Origin of the sequence: Rhizobium viscosum, from assembly GCF_014873945.1 — a bacterium.
GTDB classification, from domain to species: Bacteria; Pseudomonadota; Alphaproteobacteria; order Rhizobiales; family Rhizobiaceae; genus Rhizobium; species Rhizobium viscosum.
Window position 1 is genome coordinate 4124485 of the sequence record NZ_JADBEC010000001.1, and the last position, 25526, is coordinate 4150010.

The 25526-nt window shown below is 61.1% G+C and carries 23 protein-coding genes and 2 pseudogenes; 9 read left to right on the forward strand and 16 right to left on the reverse strand.

Going from position 1 to position 25526, the window contains the following annotated elements:
- Window positions 1-121 precede the first annotated feature (121 nt).
- Entirely contained in the window at window positions 122-3403 is a 3282-nt protein-coding gene (locus H4W29_RS20500; RefSeq protein ID WP_192730555.1) for an autotransporter domain-containing protein, read from the reverse strand.
- Between the two features lie 350 nt (window positions 3404-3753).
- Here H4W29_RS20500 and H4W29_RS34425 point away from each other — a divergent pair.
- The 3 genes and pseudogenes from H4W29_RS34425 to H4W29_RS20510 all read left to right on the forward strand — a co-directional run.
- Window positions 3754-3876 (forward strand): annotated as a pseudogene (locus tag H4W29_RS34425) (amino acid transporter); the annotation flags it as partial.
- 49 nt (window positions 3877-3925) lie between these two features.
- On the forward strand, window positions 3926-4558 hold the full coding sequence (locus tag H4W29_RS20505; RefSeq protein ID WP_192730556.1) for a LysE family translocator: 633 nt from the start codon (window positions 3926-3928) through the stop codon (window positions 4556-4558).
- Window positions 4559-4570: 12 nt separating this feature from the next.
- Window positions 4571-5473 (forward strand): dihydrodipicolinate synthase family protein, encoded by a 903-nt coding sequence (locus tag H4W29_RS20510; protein ID WP_192730557.1) that lies wholly within the window; start codon window positions 4571-4573, stop codon window positions 5471-5473.
- A gap of 25 nt (window positions 5474-5498) precedes the next feature.
- Here H4W29_RS20510 and H4W29_RS20515 read toward each other — a convergent pair whose 3' ends face one another.
- The 5 genes from H4W29_RS20515 to H4W29_RS20535 are packed head-to-tail and all read right to left on the reverse strand — an operon-like array spanning window position 5499 to window position 12643.
- Window positions 5499-6062: a cupredoxin domain-containing protein gene (locus tag H4W29_RS20515; protein ID WP_192730558.1), complete on the reverse strand. Its 564-nt coding sequence runs from the start codon at window positions 6060-6062 to the stop codon at window positions 5499-5501.
- Between the two features lie 30 nt (window positions 6063-6092).
- Window positions 6093-7385 carry an alpha/beta hydrolase gene (locus H4W29_RS20520; protein WP_246517267.1) on the reverse strand — a complete coding sequence of 431 codons (1293 nt, stop codon included), beginning with the start codon at window positions 7383-7385 and terminating at the stop codon, window positions 6093-6095.
- 60 nt (window positions 7386-7445) lie between these two features.
- Window positions 7446-10487 carry an efflux RND transporter permease subunit gene (locus tag H4W29_RS20525; RefSeq protein WP_192730559.1) on the reverse strand — a complete coding sequence of 1014 codons (3042 nt, stop codon included), beginning with the start codon at window positions 10485-10487 and terminating at the stop codon, window positions 7446-7448.
- Window positions 10488-10499: 12 nt separating this feature from the next.
- Complete coding sequence (locus tag H4W29_RS20530) at window positions 10500-11570, reverse strand: efflux RND transporter periplasmic adaptor subunit (protein ID WP_192730560.1); 1071 nt, start codon at window positions 11568-11570, stop codon at window positions 10500-10502.
- Window positions 11567-12643: an efflux RND transporter periplasmic adaptor subunit gene (locus H4W29_RS20535; protein ID WP_192730561.1), complete on the reverse strand. Its 1077-nt coding sequence runs from the start codon at window positions 12641-12643 to the stop codon at window positions 11567-11569. The genes H4W29_RS20530 and H4W29_RS20535 overlap by 4 nt, the downstream gene beginning before the upstream one ends.
- A gap of 105 nt (window positions 12644-12748) precedes the next feature.
- On the opposite strand from H4W29_RS20535, the gene H4W29_RS20540 reads away from it, so the two are divergent.
- Window positions 12749-13366 carry a TetR/AcrR family transcriptional regulator gene (locus H4W29_RS20540; protein ID WP_192730562.1) on the forward strand — a complete coding sequence of 206 codons (618 nt, stop codon included), beginning with the start codon at window positions 12749-12751 and terminating at the stop codon, window positions 13364-13366.
- A gap of 310 nt (window positions 13367-13676) precedes the next feature.
- Here the strand turns inward: H4W29_RS20540 and H4W29_RS20545 are convergent, their stop codons facing one another.
- Window positions 13677-14642, reverse strand: coding sequence for an MBL fold metallo-hydrolase (locus tag H4W29_RS20545; protein ID WP_246517268.1), 966 nt, complete (start codon window positions 14640-14642; stop codon window positions 13677-13679).
- A gap of 39 nt (window positions 14643-14681) precedes the next feature.
- Window positions 14682-15038, reverse strand: coding sequence for a hypothetical protein (locus H4W29_RS20550; RefSeq protein WP_192730563.1), 357 nt, complete (start codon window positions 15036-15038; stop codon window positions 14682-14684).
- 140 nt (window positions 15039-15178) lie between these two features.
- Here H4W29_RS20550 and H4W29_RS20555 point away from each other — a divergent pair, with 140 nt between their 5' ends.
- From H4W29_RS20555 to H4W29_RS20565, 3 genes are all read left to right on the forward strand, one after another.
- Complete coding sequence (locus H4W29_RS20555) at window positions 15179-15922, forward strand: SDR family NAD(P)-dependent oxidoreductase (RefSeq protein ID WP_192730564.1); 744 nt, start codon at window positions 15179-15181, stop codon at window positions 15920-15922.
- The gene (locus tag H4W29_RS20560) at window positions 15919-16824 is read left to right on the forward strand and encodes an RNA polymerase sigma factor (protein ID WP_192730565.1); all 906 of its coding nucleotides are present in this window, start codon (window positions 15919-15921) and stop codon (window positions 16822-16824) included. Before H4W29_RS20555 ends, H4W29_RS20560 begins: the two co-directional genes overlap by 4 nt.
- Window positions 16825-17104: 280 nt before the next feature.
- A complete protein-coding gene (locus H4W29_RS20565; protein WP_192730566.1) occupies window positions 17105-17593 on the forward strand; it encodes an RrF2 family transcriptional regulator in 489 nt (162 codons plus the stop codon).
- On the opposite strand, the gene H4W29_RS20570 is transcribed toward H4W29_RS20565, so the two are convergent.
- From H4W29_RS20570 to H4W29_RS20590, 5 genes are all read right to left on the reverse strand, one after another.
- The gene (locus tag H4W29_RS20570; RefSeq protein WP_192730567.1) at window positions 17576-18604 is read right to left on the reverse strand and encodes a mechanosensitive ion channel family protein; all 1029 of its coding nucleotides are present in this window, start codon (window positions 18602-18604) and stop codon (window positions 17576-17578) included. The genes H4W29_RS20565 and H4W29_RS20570 overlap by 18 nt on opposite strands.
- A gap of 73 nt (window positions 18605-18677) precedes the next feature.
- Window positions 18678-19094, reverse strand: coding sequence for a cupin domain-containing protein (locus H4W29_RS20575; protein WP_192730568.1), 417 nt, complete (start codon window positions 19092-19094; stop codon window positions 18678-18680).
- Window positions 19095-19156: 62 nt separating this feature from the next.
- On the reverse strand, window positions 19157-19909 hold the full coding sequence (locus H4W29_RS20580) for an SDR family oxidoreductase (RefSeq protein ID WP_192730569.1): 753 nt from the start codon (window positions 19907-19909) through the stop codon (window positions 19157-19159).
- 160 nt (window positions 19910-20069) lie between these two features.
- The gene (locus tag H4W29_RS20585) at window positions 20070-20987 is read right to left on the reverse strand and encodes an MBL fold metallo-hydrolase (RefSeq protein ID WP_376776575.1); all 918 of its coding nucleotides are present in this window, start codon (window positions 20985-20987) and stop codon (window positions 20070-20072) included.
- An 84-nt stretch (window positions 20988-21071) separates the two neighbouring features.
- Window positions 21072-21551 (reverse strand): carboxymuconolactone decarboxylase family protein, encoded by a 480-nt coding sequence (locus H4W29_RS20590; protein ID WP_192730571.1) that lies wholly within the window; start codon window positions 21549-21551, stop codon window positions 21072-21074.
- 128 nt (window positions 21552-21679) lie between these two features.
- On the opposite strand from H4W29_RS20590, the gene H4W29_RS20595 reads away from it, so the two are divergent.
- Together H4W29_RS20595 and H4W29_RS34740 are read left to right on the forward strand one after the other, a co-directional pair.
- Window positions 21680-22621 carry a LysR family transcriptional regulator gene (locus H4W29_RS20595; protein ID WP_192730572.1) on the forward strand — a complete coding sequence of 314 codons (942 nt, stop codon included), beginning with the start codon at window positions 21680-21682 and terminating at the stop codon, window positions 22619-22621.
- Window positions 22622-22626: 5 nt separating this feature from the next.
- Window positions 22627-22895 (forward strand): annotated as a pseudogene (locus H4W29_RS34740) (RNA polymerase sigma factor); the annotation flags it as partial.
- A 187-nt stretch (window positions 22896-23082) separates the two neighbouring features.
- Here the strand turns inward: H4W29_RS34740 and H4W29_RS20600 are convergent.
- The 3 genes from H4W29_RS20600 to H4W29_RS20610 are packed head-to-tail and all read right to left on the reverse strand — an operon-like array spanning window position 23083 to window position 25492.
- Complete coding sequence (locus H4W29_RS20600) at window positions 23083-24459, reverse strand: aldehyde dehydrogenase family protein (protein WP_192730573.1); 1377 nt, start codon at window positions 24457-24459, stop codon at window positions 23083-23085.
- 18 nt (window positions 24460-24477) lie between these two features.
- Entirely contained in the window at window positions 24478-24780 is a 303-nt protein-coding gene (locus H4W29_RS20605) for a putative quinol monooxygenase (protein ID WP_192730574.1), read from the reverse strand.
- Window positions 24781-24808: 28 nt separating this feature from the next.
- Window positions 24809-25492: a type 1 glutamine amidotransferase domain-containing protein gene (locus tag H4W29_RS20610; protein ID WP_192730575.1), complete on the reverse strand. Its 684-nt coding sequence runs from the start codon at window positions 25490-25492 to the stop codon at window positions 24809-24811.
- Window positions 25493-25526 lie beyond the last annotated feature (34 nt).

The window sequence follows — 25526 nt, forward strand, 5'->3', positions numbered from 1 at the left end:
GGTTGCCGGCCTTTCAGAGGTGTTCACTACATCAAACCCCGCACAACGCTTATCAAGCGGCGTGCGGGGTGAAAACTCATTTCATGAAAACTAATTTCGTGAAGGAGGAGGCTGCAGGGTGTCAGAACCTGACGCCGAGATAGCCATTGATGCCGTTCTGGCTGGCGCCGGAACCAAACTGGCCGGTGTAGGACACAGCCAGAGCGGCGTTCGAGCTTAGATCGAAGTTCACGCCGGCGTTGACAACGGCAACATTTTCCGCGAGCGGCGCACCGCGCACGTCAAACGAACTGCCGCCCGAGAAGGCCATCTTCGTCTCAGGCTTGGTATCGCCATTGGCATGACGCAGGCTGACCGAGCCCTGCAGCGTTCCAACCGTTTCCTGCAGGGTGAACTCCGTTGCTGCCCGCAGGCCGATTTCCGTGAAGATCGCCTGCTGGGTCGTGCCTTCGACGGAAAGCGCCGTTGCACCTCCATGTTCGGAGAAAGCGTCGTTGCGGAAGTTCACGTAGGCGAGATTGGCGAAGGGCTCCAGCATGACGGTCCCGATCGACTGCTGGTAGCTGATCTCGCCGAAGACCTGCGATGTCGAGGCGCTGTAGCCGGCGGTCAGCCGCTCGCTGAAGGTCGGGAGGAAGACCGAACGGGCGCTATCGATACTGTTCCAGGTATGGGCGGCACCGAACCGAATGCCGACCGGACCGAGATTGGTGCCGGCATAGACGCCGAGATCGATCTGATCGGTGTCGCTTTTCGACGCCAGCGCATCGATGGAAACGGCCGTGCGGCCATATCCGCCGAACACGCCGACCCGCCAATCGTTGCCGAGCGTTCCGTCCGCGCCGACGATGATTCCGCCAGCGGAATGGTCCACGCCATAGGCATTGCCGTCACTGTCCTTTTTCGTCCAGGCTCCGTAGCTCTTGTTCCAGATGCCGAGCGCCTGCTCATGGCCGGCAGGGGTATCCGCGCCGATTTCGGCTTCGGTCACGGCCCGATCGGTGGCGCCCATTCTCGACCGCAGGCGATCGAATGCGCTATCGCGGACGATGTCGCTGTTGTCGAGCAGCGCACTGTAGGTCGATGCATGGATTTCCCCGCCGAGCTGGGCGAAGGACGCGCGGGCACTTTCCGCATCGAGCGATATGATCGCATCGTAGACGGTGGAGCCGAAGCCGAGGCTGTCGACACCGTAGGCGGCGCCGCGCTGGTTTGACGTCGTCGCGACGTCGGCGAAGGCGATATCGTTGCGTTCCAGCCGCATCGTCAGGCTGTTGCTTCCATAGGTCAGACCGGGGTCCAGGAAGGCGAAGTTCGAGGTGACCGCATCAAAGGAGCCGGTGATGCCGGCATTCGACGTGAGGATGGAATAGTTGGTGAGTGGCTTGTAGGCGGCGCCCGCCGCGATATTCACGACCGCACCCGGGGCAATCACGGTCTGGCCGGTGACGATGATCTGATCCGTCCTGCCGGTTTCGTCAATTTCGACGTCGTAGACGGAGCCCGTCGCAAGGTTGAGATTGCCGGCGATGTGCAGCGTGCCGACCGAATTGCCAGGCGCAATCCTGCCGCCATTCGCGACGGCGAGGTTGCCGACAGTGCCGTTGCCGCCGATTACGCCGCCGTCATAGACGGTGGTCATGCCCGAGGTTGCGATGGAGCCGTTGACCGCAAGGCGTCCACCCTTGACGCTGGTGTCGCCGGTATAAGTGTTGGTCGCGGTCAGATTGAGCGTGCCCTTACCCGTCTTGGTCAGGCTGCCGGCGCCCGAGATCGCCCGGTCCACGAGAACGGCATTGACCGTATCGGCGATATCGAGCGTGCCGCCGCCGGATTCCAGGACCACGGACCTGTCGAGTTTCTTCATTCCCGTGCCGGCAATGCGCAGCGCGCCGTTATCGAGACGCAGGTTCGCATCGGTGCCGCCGAGAGCCAGATCCTCGTCGACGATAACGGTGCCGCCATCGGTGACCAATGTCTCGCCGATGAAACTGTGATCGTCGATGCAGTAGTCGATGATCGCCTGGGCAAAGCGCGGATCCTTGCTCTTGCAGTCGAGCAACGTCTTCTTTTCGGCCTCGGTGAGGCCGGTCAGGATCGGCTTGCCGTCCGCATCCGAAACCTGGCCGAGATAGACGTCGCGGCGCATATTGTTGCGCGACAGATAGAATTCCTTGCCGTTGCCGGCAAAGGTCGTGGCGTCCTTGCCCCATACGAGACGTGTCTTGTCGACCTGCGCACCGTTGATCGTCTGCTGATAGGTCTGCAGGCTCGGTCCGATCCATTTGAATTCATGGGCGACCGGTTCGTGGTCGGACAAGGGCGTCTTGGTGCCATCAGGCTTGGTCACATAGATGTCGCGGATCACACCCAGATAGGGATCGTTGGGGTCATCTGCGATCGTGTACCATTTGCCGAACGGCCGTGAGGCCAGGAAGTGATCGATCTTCACCCGGTGCCAGCTGCCCCAGGTGTTGGTAGGGTCTTCGCCCGCGGACGGCCAGGTTCCGCTGCCGTCATTGAGTTCATGGGGCTTGAACTGCTCCCGGTCCCTGTCGGTCTGGAGAAGCATGAACTGCTTCTTGAGGATATTCATCGTCTGCGGCGTGTTGCCGGCGACGGGATAGGTCTCGTCCTCGAACAGGCCGGAGGGAATGGTAGCCGCATCGATCGCCGCGTCGCTCTTCGGGCTCCAGTCGGCGATGAATTTGTCCAGCGCCGCCTTGTCCTTGGCATATTGCTGGAGCAGGCTGTAATAGAAGGAGTTGCTGTTCTTCGTATAGATGCGGAGCAGCAATTCCTGCTGGCTCTTCGAATGCAGGCCGCGCTCCGATACGTCGCCTGCATTGAAATCGCCACTCAGTATCAGCGGATTGGCGGAAGACTTCGCCCAGGCGTTCAAGGCCTTGACTTCCTTGATGCGCTGGTCCGCCTTGTCGCTGTAGTCGAGGTGAACCGTTCCGACTGTTGTCACCGGCCGTCCGGCCTCACCGTCGAGAATCTGATAGTTCATATAGCGGCCTTGGGTCGTGAGACCGGGAGCGACATAGCTGCCATAGGTGCCGGGAAGTCGCGAGATCAGGCCGACGTCAGCGATCAATTGGCCACTGTAGGTTCCAAGGCCGGCGGCCTGCAGCATGCCGGGGATGTCGGAGACGTATTTGCTGCCATTGGCCTCCTGAAACATCAGCACGTCCCAGTTGCCAGCGACCATGAAATCCTTGGTCAGTGCAGGCGTCTGCTTGAACTTGTTCCAGATATTCAGCGACAGCAGCCGAAGGGTGCCATCGTCGGCATGAGCCGAACCGGCGATCAATATGGACAGGGCCGCACCCGATAGCAGCCGCGCTGTCAGGCTGCGCCTCTTGGTATCGGTCTTGGAAATTGAATTTTGGATAAACACGTCACACTCCGTTGAAATGAAATTCCACACGAGTGCGAGAGGCCGAAAACTCCCCAACACCGCGCGGTGATTAACGGAACGTCACTTTTCATACTTCAATGTCAGTTTTTTTACATTTTCGGCTGGCCGATCACTTTGAGGGCTAGTGGCTCTGTTGCAAAAATTGGAGTTGGTCGGCGGAAGGCGCCATTCCACTGTGGGAGCCTGGAGCACCATTTGCGCCTCCATCCGGACGCATAAAGTGTGACATAATTATTTGAATCTACTCATCAATCTTTCCGAAAACCAATTCCGATTTCGGGCCGGCGCTGATCGCGCCTGTCGATGCCGGATAATGTCACGGAGACAAGTTTTCGTTGGGATACGGTGCGACCTGGCTTCGCCCCATCTTTTCATGGCCGGTTTCCCGGCGCATTCTCGAAACCGTCATCGCTTGCATGATGTGGCTGATTGCGTTCAAGCTCCTGAACGGCAGGCGACGGCTGCACGCGCCTCAAGCCCATTCGACCTTGGGAAATCAGAATGTCATTCGATCCGCATCATCTCGCCCTCGTCTTCACCGCCTATATCATCGCAGCAGCCAGTCCCGGTCCCAGCAACATGCGCATCATGGGCGTCGCCATGCATCAGGGGCGCCAGTCGGCGCTGATGATTGCCGCCGGTGTGGTCAGCGGCTCGCTCTTCTGGGGCTCGATGGCGGCGACCGGCGTCTCCGCCATTCTGGCGCAATATGCCCAGGCGCTGATCATCCTGAAGATCTTCGGCGGCCTCTACCTGCTCTTCCTCGCCTTCAAGGCCGGCAAATCCGCCATGACATCAGATGAGAAGCAGGGCAGGTCGCTCGATGCCGTCAAGGCCTCCGGCTTCAGCCTCTATCGCCGCGGGCTGCTGATGCATTTGACGAACCCGAAGGCGCTGCTCGGCTGGATCGCGACCATGACGCTCGGCCTCGGCCCGGGCGCCACTCCGGCGACGGTCGCCGTCATCCTTGCGGGCTGCGCCATTCTCAGCGTCACGATCTTCTGCGGTTATGCGTTGGTCTTCTCCACGGCGCCGATGGTTCGCATGTATCGACATGCGCGCCGCTGGATCGAGGGCACGCTGGCGTTCGTCTTCGGTGCGGCCGGCATGAAGCTCCTGCTGTCACGCGCATAAAGGAAATTCCCGATGCCGCTTTTCCATGGCCTTTCCGCCTTTCCGATCACGCCGTCAGATGCCTCGGGCATCGTTGATACTGGCGCGCTCGCCACACTGCTTACCCGCATCCAGGCTGCGGGCGCCGATTCCATCGGCCTTCTCGGCAGCACCGGCGGTTACGCTTTCCTGTCGCGCGACCAGCGACGCCGTGCGGTCGAAACGGCCATGTCCACGGTCGGCGGCAAGATCCCTGTTATCGTCGGCGTCGGGGCGCTCAGGACGGACGAGGCGCAGGCGCTCGCAAGGGATGCGCGGGAGCTCGGGGCGGATGGTCTTTTGCTCGCGCCGGTTTCCTATACGCCGCTCACCGATGACGAGGTGTACGAGCATTTCGCTGAAGTGGCCGATGCCGGGCAGCTGCCGCTCTGCATCTACAACAATCCGGGCACGACGAAATTCACTTTCAGCGTCGAGCTGATCGCCCGGCTTTCCGGGCTCGGTACCGTCAAGGCGGTGAAGATGCCGCTGCCAGCCAATGGCGACTTTGCAGCCGAGATCGCAAGTCTCCGCTCGGTGACGCCCGATGATTTCGTGGTCGGCTACAGCGGCGACTGGGGTGCTGCGGACGCGCTGCTTTCGGGCGCCGACGGCTGGTACAGCGTTGCCGGCGGATTGCTGCCCGCCGAAGCGTTGAAGCTCACGAGAGCCGCGCAGGCGGGTGATGCGCAAGAGGCGGCACGCATCAACGATGCCTTCGCGCCGCTCTGGGCACTGTTCAAGGAGTTCGGCAGTTTCCGCGTGATGTACACGATTGCCGATCTCCTCGGCCTCGGCCGGTTTGCGCCGCCGCGCCCGGTGCTCGGCCTTCCGGAGCAGGCGCGTGGGCGGGTGCGCGAGGCGCTGGAAAGCCTCGGTGCTGCAGTCGGCCGCTAGAGCGGCGAGACCCGCGGCAATGGCGCTAGGGAGCGCAGAACATCTGGCTGTCGAAGGCGCTCCGACCTGAATGGAAGCGCACCGTCACGACCTTCTTCGAACCATCTGCGTCCGTACGAAGTACGCCGTCGGCCTGTCCGGTTCCTGCGGGCGTATCGATCCGGCCATAGCTGACGAGGCCAGGCACAATATCCACCTTCTCGACATAACCTGCGATCTCAAAGCTGTAAGGGACATCTGCCGAGATAAATTGGAGCTGCACGGACTTGCCCGCGGGCAGGGTAATTTTATCGCCAGCGGCGCATTGCACTGAAGGCTCCTCTCCAGGACGCTCACTCGGCTTGCGGTATTCGAGCGTGAGCGCGCCTTGTTCGGCCCTCATCAGGACAGTCAGATCACCATGGCCTGGCGAGGTTTCCAACAGGGCAGCCGGAGGTTCGCCGGTTTCGGTGCAGTCCGTTCGAGCGGTATCAGGCGCTTCGGCACAAGGTACTCGCTGCGTTATCGGCCCTTCCGCAGAAGCCGGATTTGGCGACACGGCGGTCGTGGCGAGGCCAAGCAAGAAAACAAGCTTCGATGCGTAGGTCATTCTTCGTGGCCTCCTTTACGAGCCTGCGGCCTAGTACGAAATTTTCCCGTCGACAATCGGCTGCGGCCCCGAGGAAAATTGCTGTTTCAACACCTGTTTCGCATCATTGCTGATGATCGACATCGGAGCGATAACGGCGATCTTTGCTGCTGATCCCGCCAGGTCGGCGGTTCGAACGGCTGCCATGCCCACCTGATCCGCGAGCGAGGCCTTTCCGGTGTCTAGGGATTGTCCTGCCAGCCGTCGCCCGAGCAGCTGGACCATGTCCCTGTTATCGGCAAACGTATTGTGACCCAACGCGTCGTCCGCTTTGACGGCGCTCGTATCGATGACCGTCACGCCGAGCTTATACAGATCCGCGGCATAGGGGGTCGAATCGAAGCCGCCGACACGCGTGACGCCGCCGGAGAGCCATTGCGAAACCTGCAGCGCCTTATCCCTTGTCGATGAGAAGATCGTGAAATGCGGGCGTTGCGGCCCCATCTCGATCATCTGCCGGCGAAAGACGTCGATATCGATGTCGGGCGAGGCGAGGATAACGTTCCTGACCTTGGGCGGGATCGTCTTGTTGCGCATGGCAACCCCGCGCAACGCCTCCGCAGTCAGCCAGGATCCCATGGAATGGGCGAGGATCGTCACCTCGCCGACGTCGGGGCTTTTGGCGGCTTGCAGGATCAGATCCTCCAGCGCCCGCCGTGAGAAATTGGTACTCTCCTTGTCGTAGAGATAGTCGAAGACATTGGCGCGCGAGGGCCAGGTGAAGAGGATCGGCGAAGCATCCGTTCCGGAATCATGGGTGATCTGCGCGAAGCGAAAGACGGCATCGGCGTAGGTGTTGTTGAAGCCGTGCACGAAAATGACGACCTGCCGCTTCGCATTGCGGTTCTTGTTGAACCATTTAAAAATGCTGCGTTCCGATGCAACCTCTCCGACCTTCAGGACGGCGAATTCCTTTTCGGGATCGGCCGGCACATGCGAGGGCCATTGTACCTCACCGATTTTGCGGTTTCGGTCCGGGGGAATGGAAACGACGATGTCGTTGAGAGAAATCGCCGTTCCCCGCTCGCCGGAGTAAAGTTCGCCGGGCTTGTCGGCCGGCTGGCGCGTCGTTGCCACCAGCATGTCCACCGTGCTCGTGCCTGGTCCCGCGGTTGCGAGCGGCTGGAGAACATTCTCCAGCCGTCCCGCACATCCTCCCAGGACCGAGAGAGCCATCAGGACTGAAAGGCACGATCGCTTGACAGCGAATGAGGTCGATTCGCGCGGCAAGCTGGCAATCAGGCAGCTACTGTCGGCAAAGGCTGTTCGTCCAACCTGTGGCATCCGTTCATCTCGTCAGTGGGACATGGCCCGCCCGGAATGATCCGGGCGGGCCTGATGCTGTCAGGCCTCGCGGGGTATTCGAAACCAGGCAACATACAGAGCGGGCAGGAAGAGCAGCGTCAGGACCGTGCCGACGACAATGCCGCCCATCATCGCATAGGCCATCGGCCCCCAGAAGATCTCCCTGGAGATCGGGATCAGCGCGAGGGTGGCCGCGGCCGCCGTCAGCATGATCGGGCGCATTCTATGCTCCGTCGCTTCGATGACGGCTTGCCAGGGCGGTACGCCCTCGCTTCGAAGATGCTCGATCTGGACGACAAGGATGACGGAGTTGCGGATCAGAATGCCGATCAGCGCGAGGACGCCGAGGATTGCGACGAAGCCCATGGGCGAATTACTGAAGAGCAGCGCTGCAACAACGCCGATCAGCGCGGTGGGGGCAACGGCGAAGACCAGGAACAGCCTGCTGAAACTCTGCAGCTGGATCATCAGGATCGTCGCCATGATGAACAGCATCAGCGGCGCCACTGCCACGATCGGCCCCTGCGCTTTCGCGCTTTCCTCGACCGAGCCGCCGTCGACAATGCGGTAGCCGGTCGGAAGACTCTTGCGGAACTCGTCGACTTTCGGTGCCAGTTCGGTGACGATCGTCGCCGGCTGCGTCGGTCCAACGACTGCGGCCTTGATGGTGATGGTCGGCGTGCGCGTGCGCCGCCAGATCGTCGGCTGCTCCAGTTCGTAATGGAAATTCGCAACTGCAGACAGAGGCACGGAATTGCCGTTGGAGCCGGCAAGCAGAAGGTTCTGCAGCGTCTCGATCGAGCCTCGCTCCGAGGTCTGGGCCCGGCCGATCACATCGACGAGATAGATGTCGTCGCGGATCTGCGTGGCCGCCGATCCCTCGACGATGCTGTTGAGCGCCGTCGCGATATCCTGCGAGGAGACGCCGAGCTGGCGCGCCTTGTCCTGGAGGACATCGACCTTGACCACGCGGGACGGCTCGTTCCAGTCGTAGGTCATGTTGGAGAGCAGCGGATTCTGCCCGACGATGGCGGCAAGCTGGTGGGAGATGTCACGGACCTTCTGGATGTCAGGGCCGCTGATGCGATACTGCACGGGCTTGCCGACCGGCGGGCCGATGTCGAGAAGCTTTACGAAGGCGTCGGTGCCGGGGAAGGTCTTCGTCAGATAGGCCTGCAGCTCCTCCTTGACCTTGTCGCGCACGTCGAGCCCCTTGGTGACGATCACGGTCTGGCCGAAGGAAACATCGGGCGTCTGCACGTCGAAGGACAGGATGAAGCGGGGAGCGCCCTGGCCGACATAGGTCGTCCAGTGGTCGACATCCTTGTTACCCGCCAGCACCTCGCTTTCGAACTTCGCCATCTGCTTGTTCGTCTCCGAAATCGAGCTGTTCTGCGGCAGGTTCCAGTCGACGATCAGTTCGGGCCGGTCGGAAGAGGGAAAGAACTGCTGCTGCACGAGGCTCATGCCGCCGATGGAGAGGGCGAACACCGCCAGCGTCGCGCCGATGGTTACCCAACGCCAGCGCAGAGCCGCACCGAGCAGCCATGAGAAGATCCGCCCAAAACGGCCTTTCTGCTCATGATGCGATTTCATGGTCTTCGGAAGGATGGTCACGCCAAGCAGCGGCGTGAACAGGACCGCCACCACCCATGACACCAGCAGAGAGACGGCGATCACCACGAAAAGGGTGAAGGTGAATTCGCCGGCCGCACTGGAGTTCAGCCCGACGGGAATGAAGCCCGCGACCGTTACCAGCGTGCCTGTGAGCATCGGAAAGGCGGTGGAGGTGTAGACGTATGTTGCAGCCTTTCTGAGATCGTCACCCACCTCCAGGCGGGCCACCATCATTTCCACGGCAATCATCGCGTCGTCGACCAGAAGGCCAAGGGCGATGATCAACGCGCCGAGCGAAATACGCTGCATCGAAATGCCGGTATAGGCCATGACGAGGAAGGTGATCGCCAGCACGAGCGGAATGGAGATGGCGACCACGAGGCCGGCGCGAACGCCGAGGCTGATGAAGCTGATCGCAAGCACGATGACGATCGCCTCGAAGAGCGCACGCGTGAAACCCGACACGGCTTCGTCGACGACGGCGGGCTGATCGGAGACACGCTCGACGTCCACGCCAATGGGGAGATCGGCGGTGACCTGCTCGATCTCCTTGTCGAGCGCTTCGCCGAATTCAAGCAGATTGGAGCCGGTCTTCATGCCGATGGCAAGACCGATGGCCGGCTGGCCGTTATAGCGGAACAGCGCGGAGGGCGGATCGACATAACCGCGCTTGATCGTCGCCACATCCGTCAGCGGAAAGAAGCGGTCGTTGACGCGGAGGTTGATCGCCTTGAGGCTTTCCTCGGACGTGAACTGGCCGCTGACGCGCAAGGCGATGCGCTCGGGACCGGCATCGACGAAGCCCGATTGCGTCACGGCATTCTGCGCCTGCAGCGTTTCGATCACCGATTGCTGGTTGAGCCCGAGAGCGGCAATCTTTCGCGTCGAGAATTCGAGATAGATGGCCTCGTCCTGCGCGCCGATAATGTCCACCTTGCCGACATTGGGCACGGTCAGCACTTTTGCGCGCGCGTCCTCGACGAGATCGCGAAGCTGGCGCTGTGTCAGCCCGTCGCTGGTAAAGGCGTAGATATTGCCGAAGACATCGCCGAAGCGATCGTTGAAGAACGGCCCGATGACGCCGCTCGGGAAATCACCCTTGATGTCGCCGATCATGTTGCGCACGCGCATCCAGATGGCATTCACATCCTTCGCCTTGGTCGTCGGCAGCAGTTCCACGAAGATCGTCGTCTGCCCGGCAACCGTTTCGCTGCGGGTGAAATCGAGCGATTCCAGTTCCTCGAGCTTCTTTTCGACGCGGTCGGTGACCTGCTTGGTCACTTCCTCGGCGGACGCACCAGGCCATTGCACCTGGATGATCATGGTCTTGATGGTGAAATTGGGATCTTCCTCGCGGCCGAGGCTGATATAGGAAAAGGCGCCGGCCAGAATGAAGACGATCATGAAGTACCAGACGAGCGAACGGTGTTCGAGCGCCCAGTCGGACAGGTTGAATTTTTTCACGGGGAATTTTCCTCAGTCTATTCTGACGGCCTGGCCATCGACGAGCTTGTGAACGCCGGCAATGACGATGCGTTCGCCCGGGCTGACGCCCTCGGCAATGCGAACGGAGCCTCCCTCGACAATGTCTCCATCGATCCTGACCGGACGGATGGAAACCTTGGCGGCGGCGGTGTCGACCACCCAGACGTTGGGCTGTCCATCCTTCGTCAGCACGGAGGAGGAGGGGAGCAGGATCGTCGGCTGAGCGTTAACGGTTGCGGTTGCCGTCACGACGGAGCCCAGGCGAAAGACTGGCGGGGGATCGATGAGCGTTATCTTGGTGCGTCGCGTGCGCGTCGTCGCCTCGGCTTCCGGCGCGATTTCCCTGACCGTGCCGCTCGTGCGGATGGTCGGGTCCAGCTGGAGGGCGACCTCGAAGGGTGAGCCGACCTTCAGGCCGTCGAAGCTTGCGACCGGTATGTCGATCACCGCATCGCTCTGTTCGGGGCGGGCGATGGTGGCGATGCTCTGGCCGGCGGCCACGACCTGGCCCACTTCGGCCGATGTCGCCGTCACGACGCCGTCGAATTCCGCCCTCAGCTGTGCGTATCCGAGCTGCTCTTCGGCCTTGTCCAGATTGGCCTGCGCCTTGGCAACCGCGGCACTGGCGCTCTTGCGCCCGAGCTCGGCCTCTTCATAGGCCGCTTCGCTTCCCGACCGGCTTTCGAGCAGGGAACGCTGGCGTTCCTCGGTGGAGGCTGCATTGGCCAGCTGCGCCTGAGCATTGGAAAGCTCGGACTGCGAACTCTTGACCGCAAGCTCCAGCGCCAGCGGATCGATGGCAGCAACGATATCGCCCTTTTTCACGATGTCGCCAACGCTGACCTTGCGGGCGATGACGCGCCCGAGGACGCGAAACGCCAGCTGCGTTTCGATCTTCGCCTCGACAGTGCCGGGCAGGGTCAGTGCGGAGGCCGCGGTCGACTTGGCAATGACAGAAAGGACGGGACGCGGCGGTTGTTCATGGGCTTCCTCCTGCTTCTGGCAGGAGGTGAGGGTCAACGATGCGAGGACCGCAAGGCCGGCTGTGATGCGGATATTCATTCGGCGGCTTCCTTGTCATAGGTCACGACCTCGCCCGGTCGCAGGAACTTGGTGCCGTCGACGACGACGATGTCGCCCGGCGACACACCGGCGCGCACAGCAAAGCGGCCGGTCTCATAGTCGGCGACATCGACCGGGTGGAGGGACACGCTCGACGAGGCGGGGTCGACGATCCAGACGGCCGGCTGGCCGCCCTTGGAGGCCATGGCCGACCATGGCAATTCGATTGCGTCCTGCGCTGCGGAGCGGAAGGAGCCGACGACAGGAGCGCCGAGCTGCATGTCCGGCGTTTCTTCAAGATCCACCTTGACCCTGATCGTTCCGGTCGACGGGTCAATCGTCGGCGAGATCTCGCGCACCGAAGCTTCTATCTTGCGGGACGGCGCCGAAAGGGGGCTGACGGCGACGCTGTTTTCGAGGTTGCGGCCGAGATAGAGGGACTCGAAGACATTAAAGACGGCGTCGCGCGGTCCGTCATGGGCAAGCGTGAATATGAGCTGCGCCGCCTGCGCGACCTGGCCGACTTCGGCGTTCCTGGCGGTGATGACGCCATCAGCATCGGCGCGCAGTTCCGTATAGGAGAGGGCGTCCTGTGCCGTATCGAATTGCGCCTGCGCCAGCTTGACGCCGCCCTCAGCCGTCAGCAGCGCTTCCTGGGCCTGATCGAGTGCCGCGCGGGTCGCAACCTGCGTCTTGAAGAGGTTCTGCTGCCGGTCGAAGGCGAGCTGGGCCTGCGTCTGCTGGGCAATGGCCGACTGCAGGTTAGCCGTGGCGACGCCGAGATCGGCCTTCTGCTCTTCGGCGTCCATGCGCGCCAGCACCTGTCCCGCCTTCACCGACGAGCCGACATCGACGAAGCGCTCGACGATGCGCCCGCTGACTCGGAAGGAGAGGTCGCTTTCGACGCGGGCGCTGACTTCGCCGGTGATGGCGTTGTTTTCTGTGACCGGCGTGACCCTGGCCACGACGGCTTCCACGTTCTTTGGCTTTGCCTCGCTCGCGCTTTTCTCTTCGCACGAGGCAAGCGCGACTGCGCTGACGCCCAGCCAGGCGGCAACAAGGACAGTTTTCATGATTTGACCTCTTGCATCGGTTCGGCAGACGGATAATATTGACTGACTCGTTAGTCAATAGAATTTATCTTGACGCTCGACCATGAAAACCGCTCAAGGTGATCAATGCCTGATACGAAGAAACTGACCCGTGCCGAGCAGAAGGCGCGCCGGCCCGCAGAAATCCTGGATGCGGCCTTTGAAGAGTTCGTCGAGAGCGGCTATGTGGCGACGCGTGTCGAGGACATAGCCAGCAGGGTCGGGGTCACGAAGGGAACGGTCTATGTCTACTTCGAGACCAAGGAGCAGCTTTTCGAGGCGATGATCAGGCATATTTCGGTGCCGCTGGAAGGCCTTCTGCTCAGCGGTAACGACCTGAAGGGGAGTGCCAGTGAACGGCTACAGAAGATGATCGAGCTGATCTACGATCTCATAATCAGGGATCGCAGATTGCGTGAGCTGATGCGGTTCATCATCGCCGAAGGTTCACGCTTCCCCCAGATCGTCGACAGGCACCATGAGACATTCATCGATCCTCTCGACTGGCAAATGCAATCCGTCATCGACGACGGCGTTAGGCTCGGCGAATTCCGGTCGGCGCCGGCCGCCTTCGGCGATGCCATCGTGGCGCCTGCCATTACCTTCCTGTTCTTCAAGCTCCTTTTCGACGAGCGGCGCCCCCTGGACAAGGACACTTACCTGAAAGCCCACATCGATCTCGTCCTGCACGGGCTGTTGGCCTGATCGGCAAGGCCGGCGCGAAATCCATTCGAAGTCGATCACCGTCGAATTTCGGTCGAGTCACACTTTTAGACGCTGGCCCGCCATAAATCGCAGATGGCGATGACTCTTTTAATCTCGTTGGAACGTCGTTGTTGCGACCGTCGTCGAACGGTCGAATCCGGCCAGAATGAAGACTGAAAGCCCGCCGTTATCCTTCTGAGATGCGGAGTGGTCGACTGAAGCCGCGGGCCGGGCCGCCGCTTCGTCATGCCTCCTCCTGACCTTGCGCATCTCGCGACCGTGCGGCCAGCTTTCCCGTTGCGCGATCTTCTCAGACGCCCTGATAGACGAGGCGCGTGAACAATTCAGGGGTGACGAGGAACTGCCCCCATTTCGCATCGAATTCGGCTGTCGGCTTTGCGGCAATGACCTCGTCGATCGGCTTTCCGGCTGCTTTCAGTTTGGCGACATTCTCGCGGATATCGACCAGCATCGTCCTGTACTCGGAGAATTCCGATTTGTTGCTGACGGGATGGCCGTGACCGGGGATGATGATCGTGTCATTGGCGACATTGGCGAGGATGTCCTCGACCGCCTTGATCATTCCGTCGATACCGCCACCGGTCGAATAGTCGATGAAGGGATAGATGCCGTACCAGTAGAGGTCTCCGGCATGGACGATGTTTGCTTCGCCGAAGGTCACGGAGATGTCGCCATCGGTGTGAGCATTCGGATGATGCTTCAGCATCAGGGTGGATTTGTCGAGCTTGAGGGACATCTCGTCGCCGACGGTTTCCGATGGCACGGCGGCGAGCGGCGGTCGCGGGAATTCGTAATCCCAGTCTTCGACCCTCACGATCGACATCAGGTGTTTGCAGGTGTTTTCATGCGCCAGAATGGCCGCGCCCTCGGCGTTCAGCCATGCGTTTCCATCCGTATGATCGAAATGCCAGTGCGTGTTGATGAGATGACTGATCGGCTGTTTGCCAAGTCGGGCCAGGGCCTCGAGTAACCGCGGCCGGGACGCGGTGATGCCGCCATCGATGAGAAGCTTTCCGTCCGCCCCCGTCAGGACGGCGATGTTTCCGCCCGATCCTTCGAGGACCGATATGCCGGCCCTTGCCTTATGGACCTTGATCGGGTCCTTGGCGGCAGCGTCGCGGATCAGGTCGACGATGCCCTGAGCCTTCGCGAATACCTGTTTCGGGGTGAGCCAGCCTCCCGATACGGCGAATGTCGAGGCGGCCATGCAGCAGAGACAAAACCCGCGACGGGAAAGTCTGAAATCCTGGGTCATTTGGCAGGTCCTTTCCGAATGGCGGCGGGGCTGCAGGGGTCAGGATGAAGACGCTTCCCCGCCTGGGGTGATGATTTCGGGATGCGTGGAGCACATGCCGTAGAGCAGGCGATTGCACGGTTTGAGCGTGCTGTTTTTCTTGATCAGCTTGATAGACGAGAAAGCGGAGCCGGCGATGGGAACGATCTGGTCGTCATCGTCGCGCCTGGGGGCCGCAGATGCCCCATCGGATCGTTGTTCCCCTCGCATGATAAACCCCGGACGGAAGCTCTCAATGCAGTTGCGCGAATGTACAATATCAGAAAATTGTGCGCAATCATCCGCGCCTTCACGGATGCCGTTGTTTCGGGAGAGCGAAATCCATGGCCGCTTTCGTTCCAGGCCGATATCGATCACCGTCGAATTTCGGTCGAGGCAGACTTTTAGACGCCGGCCGCCACAAATCGCGGTTGGAGATGACTCTTTTCGCCTCGTTGGAACGTCGTTGTTGCGACCGTTGTCGAGCGGTCGGACCCGACCCGAATGAGGACTGAGAGATGGATCTGGAAGGAAAGCGAATTGTGGTCGTCGGCGGGAGCCGTGGCTTGGGGAGGGGGCTTGCCGAGGCATTCGTGGCGCGCGCAGCCGACGTCACCGTGGTCGCGCGAAATGCTGATGCCGCGCAGGGGGCAGGCGAGCGGCCGGCCGTCACCGCCATATCGGCTGATGCAACCGATGCCGATGCGGCATGGCGGATCATGGAACAGACGCGGCCCGATCTCGTCATCATGAATGCCGGTGCGGAACCACCCATGGAGCGGATCGACCGGATTGGCTGGGAGGCATTCACCACCAACTGGAATGTGGACGTCAAGGCCGCGCTGCACTGGGTACAGGCGGCCCTGACCTTTCCGATGACGCCGGGCGGGCTTGTCGTCCTGGTCTCCAGCGGAGCCGCCGTGCAGGGGTCGCCGCTATCGGGCGGTTATGCGGGAGCCAAGCGCGCGCAGTGGTTCATTGCGAAATATGCCGAGGGCCTGTCGGCGCAACTCGGCCTGGGTCTGCGCTTCCGGGTCATCGTTCCCCGGCAGATGTTTGCCGGAACCGGCGTGGGCGATACCGGCATCGGGGCATACGCCGCGGCGGCGGGTCGGACATTTGCCGAACAGGCCGCCACCTGGCCGGACATGACGCCGCGGGCTTTTGGCGATATGGTCGCCGACCTGATCGGCAGGACTGATCTCGCCGAGGCCATGGTCTACGCGGTGCGTGGGGATACGGGAGTGACGGTCATCGAATGACGGAAGACACTGCTCTCGAAGACGAAGAGAAGAAAACGCGGCTCGCAGCGCTGGCCAGCGAAGCGGACGCGCTTCGCCCCGAGTTGCACCGCTATGCCGCGCGTCTGGTGGGTTCTGTCATCGACGGCGAGGATGTGATCCAGGACGCGTTTGCCAGGGTATTTGCGACGGCTGGCTCGATCCCGCCGGACACGCCGCTGCGCCCCTGGCTCTTTCGCATCGTCCACAACAGAGCCATCGATGCCCTGCGCCAGCGCAGCACGCGCCGGGCGGAGCCCCTCGAGACGGCCTTTGATCTCGCCGATATCAGCGCCGTCGGCCCGGAGGACGCGCTGATCCGCCAGGACACGGTGCGGGTCGCGCTCAGCCATTTTGCAGAATTGCCGGTGCCGCAACGCAGCGCTGTCATCCTCAAGGATGTGTTGGGAGAGTCGCTTGCGGATATCGCAGCGCTGCTCGAATTGAGCGTCGATGCCGTCAAGGCGCGTCTGGCGCGCGGCCGGGCGAGATTGCGCGCCATCTCCGACACGCGGTCCGAGGTTGCCCCACCGCCCACTCCCGAGGCCCTGAACTTCGCAGCGCTTTTCAATGCCCGGGACTGGGACGCTTTGCGCCGCCTGCTCGCCGACGATGTCCGGCTTCGTCAGGCGCGACGGCCGGAAATCTCCGGCGCCGATGTCGGTCGATTTTTCACCTATTATGCCGAATATCCACCGGTCAGGATCGAACCGGCCTGGCTGGAAGGCCGGGAAATACTGCTGGTATCGACCGAACCGTCTGATGGTCCATCCTATTTCATGCTGCTCGAATGGCGGGATCAAAAGATAAGCCTGATCCGCGACCATCGCTATGCGACCTATGTCATTGAAGGTGCTGATGTCATGATGGCAGCATCGCGGTGACGGACATTGATCCAGACGCGCTTGCTCGAGGTCTGCTATGCGCGCTCATGTCGGTCATAGAGATTAGCTTTGCCGCATTTTCGGACTGCCGAACTCCTTGCGCAAGCGGCAGTGAATTACGCAACACCGCAACGATCGGTGGTTTGCGGATCCAATAGGGGCCTTGGTCGATGAGATGTCCTGACTTGGAGGGCTCCACCCTCTATGTTTACATAGGATAGATATAGGGATATTTAATGTCCATAATATGTGCTGATTTTCTCCATCTCGGAACGGATCAATGATTTTAAAGAGCCAAGTTGAATGGGCGCTGCACTGCTGCGCTATTCTCGCTGGCCTGCCCGATGGGCGCTATCTGTCGACAAAGGCGCTGGCGGAGCTGCACGGGCTTCCGAAGGAATACCTATCCAAGGCACTGCAGAGCCTGTCTCAGGCCGGGCTCGTTCATTCTACCCTCGGCCCGTCCGGCGGCTATCGCCTGGCAAGACCGTCGTCGGAATTGAATTTTCTCGAGATAGTGGAGGCCGTGGAAGGCAAATCGCGGACCTTTGTCTGCGACAACATCCGCGCCAACAACCCTTGCCGTCCTGAAGGCTATTGCGACAGCAGCCCTTGCGCCGTGGCCCGCATCATGTGGGAGGCCGACGAAGCCTGGCGCCAGAAACTGCGCAGCGTCACGCTAGCGGATCTTGGAGAGATACTGTCGCGGGAAACGCCTCCGGCCATCTGGAAGGATACTTTCGAGTGGGTTCTAAAGCGCGCGGGATGAGCGCGATTCAGCACTCGGAGTGGAAGACTCACCACTGGTTGCGGTCGCCACATACACGAGGCTTTCGGCGGGCATGGCCAGCGAAAGACGGTTTGCCCCGCATTGGTCATGGATGAGCTCAATGAGCTCGTTCCTGGCGGAGATTCCCATGGCGAGAGTGGCGACACGGAACTGCAGTTCCACCTCGATTGCTATCGCGTCGATTGTCTTCAGGGCAACGGCTGGCGGCGGATCCTTGACGATCAGGGTGCTGGCTTGCAGCACGGACCGCATGACGTCTTCGACGAAGCGCGGCCGTTGCCTGGCGACAAAGCGCACAGACAACGTGATCTGATGCGTCTCGTCAGGGCGGCTGAGACTGGTCAAGCCTTGCCGCGCTAGCATGCTGTTCGGCAGTACTGCGATATTATTCGCGCCGGTCAGCAGGTTGGTGGAGCGCCAGTTGGTCTCGGTGACACGACCTGCGGTGCCATTGCTTAGCTCAACCCAGTCACCGATGGCATAGGCCTTGCCGAGCGTCAGAGCGATGCCGGAAAACACGTCGCCGAGCGTATTCTGGAGCGCCAGGCCCAGGATAACGGCGACGACGCCGGAAGTCGTCACCAGTGTGGCGATTGGCATGCCGAAGACGAAGCCCATGACCGACAGCGCCACGCCGAGATAGATGATGGCTACAGCTATGTCCATGATGAGGTGGGCTTCCCGCGGCTTGTGATTGAGCCTGACGTAGATGTGGATGAAGCCTACGATCGTCCACGCGAGATGGGTCCACCAGAGCATTCTGGCCGATTTGGAAAGCAGCGCGGCAAAACCTTCCGTGTAGACGTCATCGGGCTTATGCGGAGCGATGCCCCCCATGTAGAGCACGAGACTCATGCCGGTGAAGAACAGAATCTGGACGATCAGGCGGCCTGTCTGACGGCTTCTGCCCTGAACGTGCCATACGATGATACCCGCAATCCCCAGGATGTTGATCAGAAGCAGCGGCAAGAAGTGGTCATCGCTAAACATTGCAGGGTTCACCGATAGGGTTGATCGCGTCGAAGAATGGCCGTGCACCGGATCGGGTGCGCGGCCTGTTCACTTATTTCTTGATCGGAAACGTCAATTCCTGCTGGGCCGTGTCGACCACGAAGACCGCGAGCAGCTTTGCCGGTTCCGTCTTGCTCGCATTTTCGCTGACGCCGTGACGATCGCCCGGTAGCTCAGAAAAACTCTCGCCGGCCTTGTAGACCGTGACGGGGCCGTCATTGACCTGGCTGCGGATCGCGCCTTCGAGGACGGTCGCGTAGATGAAGGCGGATTGCGGATGTGTGTGACCGTCTGAGAAGCCGCCCGGACCGTATTCGACCAGAACGCCTTTCATGCTTTTGCCGGGAACGTTCGGCAATTCGTGCTCATAGACAAGCGTGACCTTGGCGTTCTTCTCGCCCACATCACTGGCGGCGGCCGTGGTGGACAAGAGGGCGGTCATGGCAAGGGCGAGTATTGGCTTGATCATCTCGAAATTCCTTTCTTGAGATTTGGGCGGTGCGTCGCACGGAGCGTCACACCATTATCCATTCATTTCCGAGCAGAGGTTGCGAACCACTGCTCGAAAGTGATGTGGCCGAGGCGCGGATTGTTGTCGGAAACGAGCGAGGCGTCTTCCAGCCTGGCGCCGAAATAGCGGGCTTCCGCATCTGCCTCGACCTTGCGCGTATCCCCCATCGCCTTCAGGTAGCGGGCAACAAGCTCGTTCAGCCGGACGCGCTCCGGACCGGATATCTCGACAACGCCATCGATCGGCGCGTCATTCGCAACGGCGGTCATATTATCGGCGACATCGTCGGAGGCTATTGGCTGCACATAGGCCGGCGAGAGGTGCACTGTGTTCCCGACTGTGCCGGATTGGGCAATGCCCGCCAGGAATTCCATGAACTGCGTCGAGTGGACGATCGTGTAGGGAATGCCGGATTCCCTGATGATCTTTTCCTGGGCGACCTTGGCGCGCATGTAGCCGCTCTCGGGTAGGCGATCGACGCCGATGATGGAAAGGGCGATGTGGTGTTTCACGCCGGCGGCCTTTTCGGCCGCTATCAGATTGCGGCCCGACGTCTCGAAGAATTCGAGCACGGCTTTGTCCTCGAAGGACGGCGAGTTTGCGAGGTCGATGACGACGGAGGCGCCAGAGAGCGCGTCAGCGAGACCTTCGCCCGTGATCGTATTGACGCCGGTGTTCGGAGCGGCGGCAATGACCTCGTGGCCCTGCTTGCGAAGGCGTTCTGCTGTCTTCGAGCCGATGAGGCCGGTTCCGCCGATGATGACGATTTTCATGAGCTTCTCCATTCGCGGCGCTCAGTGCGCCGCATTGTTCATTCATTCTCAGTGGTTTGTTGCCGATGAGGCTGGCCCTGTAGAAGCCGTGGGTCTAATTGACCGAATCGGGGGGCGACCCAAGGCTGCGCGCCCGGCTCTGTCCTCAGCCGCTATGCTCTCAGTAGTCCCAGAAGACCGGCACCCAACGAAAATGGTTGCCATCGACCGCCACATGGCCGACGGATGGGAACGGCATGTGGGTGGCCACCAGAAGTTCGCCGGTCTCCGCTAACTCCCGCAAAAGACGAACACGAACGCGAGCCGCTTCTTCCGGGTCATGTTCGAAGCCGTTGTACCATTCAGGGTGCTCGAACCCGACGGCGAAGACGGCATCACCGGCGAACATCAGCCGGTCCTTGCCGGACGCCACGCGAACCACGCTATGGCCGGGTGTGTGGCCACCGGTTCGAGAAACGACTACGCCGGGAGCTACCTCGTGCTCATCATCGAACGTCCGCAGATTGCTACGGTAATCTTCCGCGAACCGCTTGGCGGCTGCCCGAAGCGCATCCGGGAAGCCGGGAGGCATGTTTACGTGCGTGAAATCGGGGGACTCCCAGAACTTGACCTCGGCAGCCGCCACATGGATTCGCAGGTCTGGACGCAGTCGCTCCTTCACTCCGTCGACGATCAGCCCGCCAACGTGGTCCATGTGCATATGGGTCAGCACCACATCGGTCACGGATCCAAGATCGATGCCGGCAGCCTCCAGTCGCTTGATCAGCTGCCCGGCCCGCGGCAAGTTCAACGCCGGGTCCAATCCCAGCCCAGCGTCGATAAGTATGGTCTGTTCGCCGCTACGGACAACGACCACGTTCAGCGCCCAGTCAAAGGCGTCCGGTGGCAGGAACATGTCGTTCAGCCAGGCCGCGTGCTCGGTCGGGTCGGCATTGTAACCCAGCATCTTGGTTGGCAACGGCAGTACGCCGTCGCTCACGACAAGCACGTCGATCTCGCCGATCTTCACCGCGTAGCGCGACGGGACCAACTCTTCGGGGCCAGATTTAGCGGGATGAGAAGTGTTCCGCAGGGTCATATTTATCTCCTGTGTCAAAAGATGCATTCATTCGCGTCCGCCTTTGCGGCGCGCGTCGTTCGATGGGGCGTCAGCGGGAAGGGTTTAGTTGAGGCCGGCCCTGTCGAGGCCATAGAGCTTGTCCGCCGAACCGGGGACTGACTTGAAGGCGACGCTGGCGCGGTTCCAGGCGTTGATGACCATGATCGCGAAGGTCAGGTCGGAGATTTCCTTCTCGGAAAGCTGGCCACGCACGCGCTCATAGAGTTCATCCGGAATGCCGCCTTCCGGCAGTTTCGTCACCGCTTCGGTCCAAGCGAGGGCCGCGCGCTCACGGGGAATGAAAAGGTTCGATTCCCGCCAGATGGCGACATGATAGAGCCTGAGTTCGCTCTCTCCGTGGATTTTGGCTTCCTTGACATGCATGTCGAGACAGAAGGCGCAGCCGTTGATCTGCGACGCGCGGATTTGCACGAGATCGTTGATCTTTTGTTCGATGGCGCTGTCCTTCAGGGCGATACTGAGCTCCGAAAGCTTCTTCAGGAGCTCCGGCGATTTCTGGGCGTAGTTTAGGCGCTGGGTCATGGTTCCTCTCCGAATTAAGGATATTTGACATCCTTGAGGATGGATAATATCTGTAATTCATCGGGCGTAAAGACCTTCCGACCCAAGTGGTGGACATAAGGCTTATGTCGAGAACGAAGGAGACGGTAATGGACATCGTTTGCGCCTTGCGGACATTCCTGCGGGTTGCAGAGACAGGCTCGTTTTCTGCTGCCGCAATCGATCTCAAGCTTACGCAGCCTGCGGTTTCCCGACAGGTTTCGGCACTGGAGGCCCAACTCGACACACGTCTTCTGCACCGTTCAACCACCGCATTGGCGCTCACGGCCGAAGGCGAACGGATGATCCCGATGGCTCTCAGGGTTATCGAAGCTGTGGAAGCGCTCGGCGACTCTGCTGGTCCGGTCGGAACCGCATCTGGCAAGGTACGCCTCTCCCTGCCTACACCGTTGGGGCTCTATATGAGCGATCGACTCGCAGCCCTTCTCGACCGCCACCCGGAACTTTCCGTTGAACTGTTATTTCGCGAAGAGCCATCCGATCTGATTGGAGAAGGCATCGACCTCGAAGTGCGCCTTGGCCCCGTCTCCGACTCCAGCTTGATATGCCGCAGGATCGGCTGGACGACGGCCTTTCTCGTCGCGTCATCGGCCTATCTGGAAAAAAGAGGTCCTCCCCAGACGATCGAGGATCTGAGTCACCATGACTGCATCTGCTACAGACGGGGCGGCGATGGCCGTTCATGGCTCTTTTCCAATGGGTCCGATCAAGTCGCGGTGCGGGTCGCGCCGCGTTTCGTCGTCAACAATGCCGTTGCCGTGCACCGCGCCGCGCTTGCTGGCGCCGGCATCGCTATCCTCTCCCATATCCTGGCCGCACCGGACATTTGCGCCGGGCGATTGATCAATCTGGTGCCCGACTTCCCGCCGGCCCGCCTGCCGATCAATCTGGTCCATTCCTCTAGGCGCAACATGCCGCTTCGCGTGAGAACCGTCATCGAATATCTCGTTGCGGCGATGCGGGAAGATCCGTTCATGGCTTCGTCATCCGCTTCGGGGCCAAACGAACGCTGCCTTGCGGGGAAAGCATAAGACGCCGCCTTCGTCAGGCGCGACGGCCGGAAATCTCCGGCGCCGCCGACGTCGGTCGATTTTTCACCTATTATGCCGAATATCCGCCGGTCAGGATCGAACCGGCTTGGCTGGAAGGCCGGGAAATATTGCTGGTATCAGCCGAACCGTCTGACGGTCCTTCCTATTCATGCTGCTCGAATGGCGGGGGCAGAAGATAAGCCTGATCCGCGACCATCGTTATGCGACCTATGTCATTGAAGGTGCTGATGTCATGCCGGCCGTATCGCGGTGACCGACATTGGTCAATACGCGCTTGCTCGAGGTCCGCTATGTGCCCCATTGCGGTCGCTCCGCAGGTTCGACGCTGATCTCCCGTCGTTTATTCATCAGTCGGAATATGCAGTAATCGGAGGTCTGCGCTGGGTACTTTGCTGCCATTCCACGACGGCCCGCGAACAGTCAGCGGCAAAACGTCCCAATCACTGCTTAAAGACGATCATTTTCTCCGCCGTCATCTCACGGGCGGTATAGGGAATGCCACCGACCCCATAGCCGGATGCCCTCCTTCCGGCGAACGGCATCCAATCGGTGCGGAAGGCGCTGTGATCATTGACCATGACCGCCGAAGCGTCGAGACGCTCGGCTGCGTCGAGCGCGACGGCGAGATCGCGCGTGAAGATACTGCTTTGAAATGCGACAGGCAGTGAATTTGCCTCGTGTATAGCCTCACCGAGATCGGCAAAGGCGAATATGCAGGTGACCGGGCCGAACACTTCCTCGCGCGACACCTTCGAATTTCTTGGCGGATCGACGAGAATTGCCGGCGCCAGCGTGGTGTCGCTGAGGCGTCCACCTCCGATCAGGCGAGCGCCCCCCGCCGCAGCTTCCGCGACCCAGCTGGCGACCCGCTCGGCCTCGGCTGGTGCGATTAGGGGCCCGACTTCGGTTTCGGCAAGCCGGGGGTCACCGGTACGCAGTCGTCCGACGCGCTCGGCGAACCGTTCGACGAATGTGTCCTTGAGTGCTTCATGGACGTAGATCCGCTGGACTGAGACACAAACTTGACCCGCATGATAGTAGCCGCCCTTCGCGAGAGGTTCGATGACCGTGTCGATATCGGCGCTGCGGTCGATGATTACTGGCGCTACGCCGCCGTGCTCGAGAGCGCAGCGAGTTCCAGGCGCCAAATTTGCGCGCAGATGCCAGCCGACCGCGGCTGAGCCGATGAAGCTCAGGAAGGCCACTCTCGGATCGCTCGCGAAGGCGCCCGACAGATCGCGGCTCTCGGGGAGCAGGCTCTGAACCCAGCCTTCCGGCATGCCGGCTTCATGGACGAGCTTTATAAGTTCCAGACAGGAAAGCGGTGTCGCCGCCGCGGGCTTGACGATCACCGGGCAGCCTGTGGCGATCGCCGGCGCAACCTGATGCACGATGAGGTTCAGGGGGTGGTTGAACGCCGAGATTGCGGCAACTACGCCGATGGGCTCCAGGATCGTCCAGGCGCGCCGCCCCTCGCTGGCTGGAGTCAGCCCCATCGGTATCTCGGCGCCGCCGCGGGTGCGAAGCAGTTCGGCGGCGTTGCGTATCCCGTCGATGGCGCGGTCGGTTTCAACGAGCGCATCGGTGTAGGGCTTGCCGCCTTCGCGTGCGATGCGCATCGCGAAAGCCTCGCGCTGCTGCACGACCAGATCCGCAAGCCGATGCAGCACAGCCATACGCTGGTGCGGCTTCAGCCAGCCGCTCCGATCTTCAAAGCGCTCGCGAGCGACGGTCAGCTTGCGTTCGAGCGCTGCAGCATCATCCGTCGGCAAATCGGCGATATGTTCGCGATCATAGGCTTGCACGACCTCAAGCATGGGACCCTCCAGACCCGGTTACTCTTCAAGCGCGACAGGTTCGAGAATGCGCGCAGAGCGATCCGCCAACGCGGGAACTCTGGCGAGATAGGCCTGGTAGTGCGGCGTTCGGCGGTGCGCTTCGGTCGCCTCGGCGTCACGATAAAGCTCGTCGAGCACGTAGCACTCAGGCATTTCGGTATCTCGCCAGACATCCCAGCGCAGATTGCCCGGTTCAGCCCGACAATGCGGCGCCATATCGAGCAGCAACCCGCGCAGTTCTTCGGCTTTGCCGGGATGGGCGGTCAGGCTGGCCGTGATTTTCACCAATGACTGTGACATGGCGGTTCTCCCGTTTAACGTTGCCGCTTCAGGCTGGAGCGGCAACGTCCCGCAGGGCCGCGAGCAGTTTCTTCCCAAGTTCAGCTGCCGAGGCGGGATTCTGGCCGGTGATCAGGCGCCCGTCGGCAACGACATGCGGCTGCCAGTTGGCAACCGACGAGTATTCCGCGCCCTCGGCTCTCAGCGCATCCTCAAGTTCGTAGGGCACGTCCTCGCGCGCATAGTCATATTCTTCCTTCTTCGAGAAGGATGTGAGCTTTTTGCCGTGTACGAATGGCGTGCCATCCCCGATGTCGACGCCAAGCAGTGCGCATGGCCCGTGGCAGACGGCGGTTACGAGCTTACCGCTTGTCCAGGCGCGCACGATTGCCCGCTGGACCTCCGCGTTGCGCTGTATGTCGACCATAGGTCCGAGGCCGCCGGGCACGAGAATGGCATCGTAGTCAGCGGCGTCAACCTCGCAGAGTTTGCGGCTGCGATTGAGCCGGCGAAAAGCCTTGCTTTCGAAGAACGCCTTCTGGGCAGGGTCGTTGTCATCATAGGCGTCGTAAGGTGTCCATCCGCCGGCGGGTGAAGCGAACTCCACCGCGATGCCGGCGGCGTCAAGCACCTCGAACGGATGCGCGATCTCCGCGAAGAAGAAGCCGGTCTTTCGGCTTTTCGGACCAATCACGGCGGCGTTCGTGACGATAAACAGGACATGCTGCGTCATGGTTGTCTCCTAGATATCGAGTTAGACACTATTC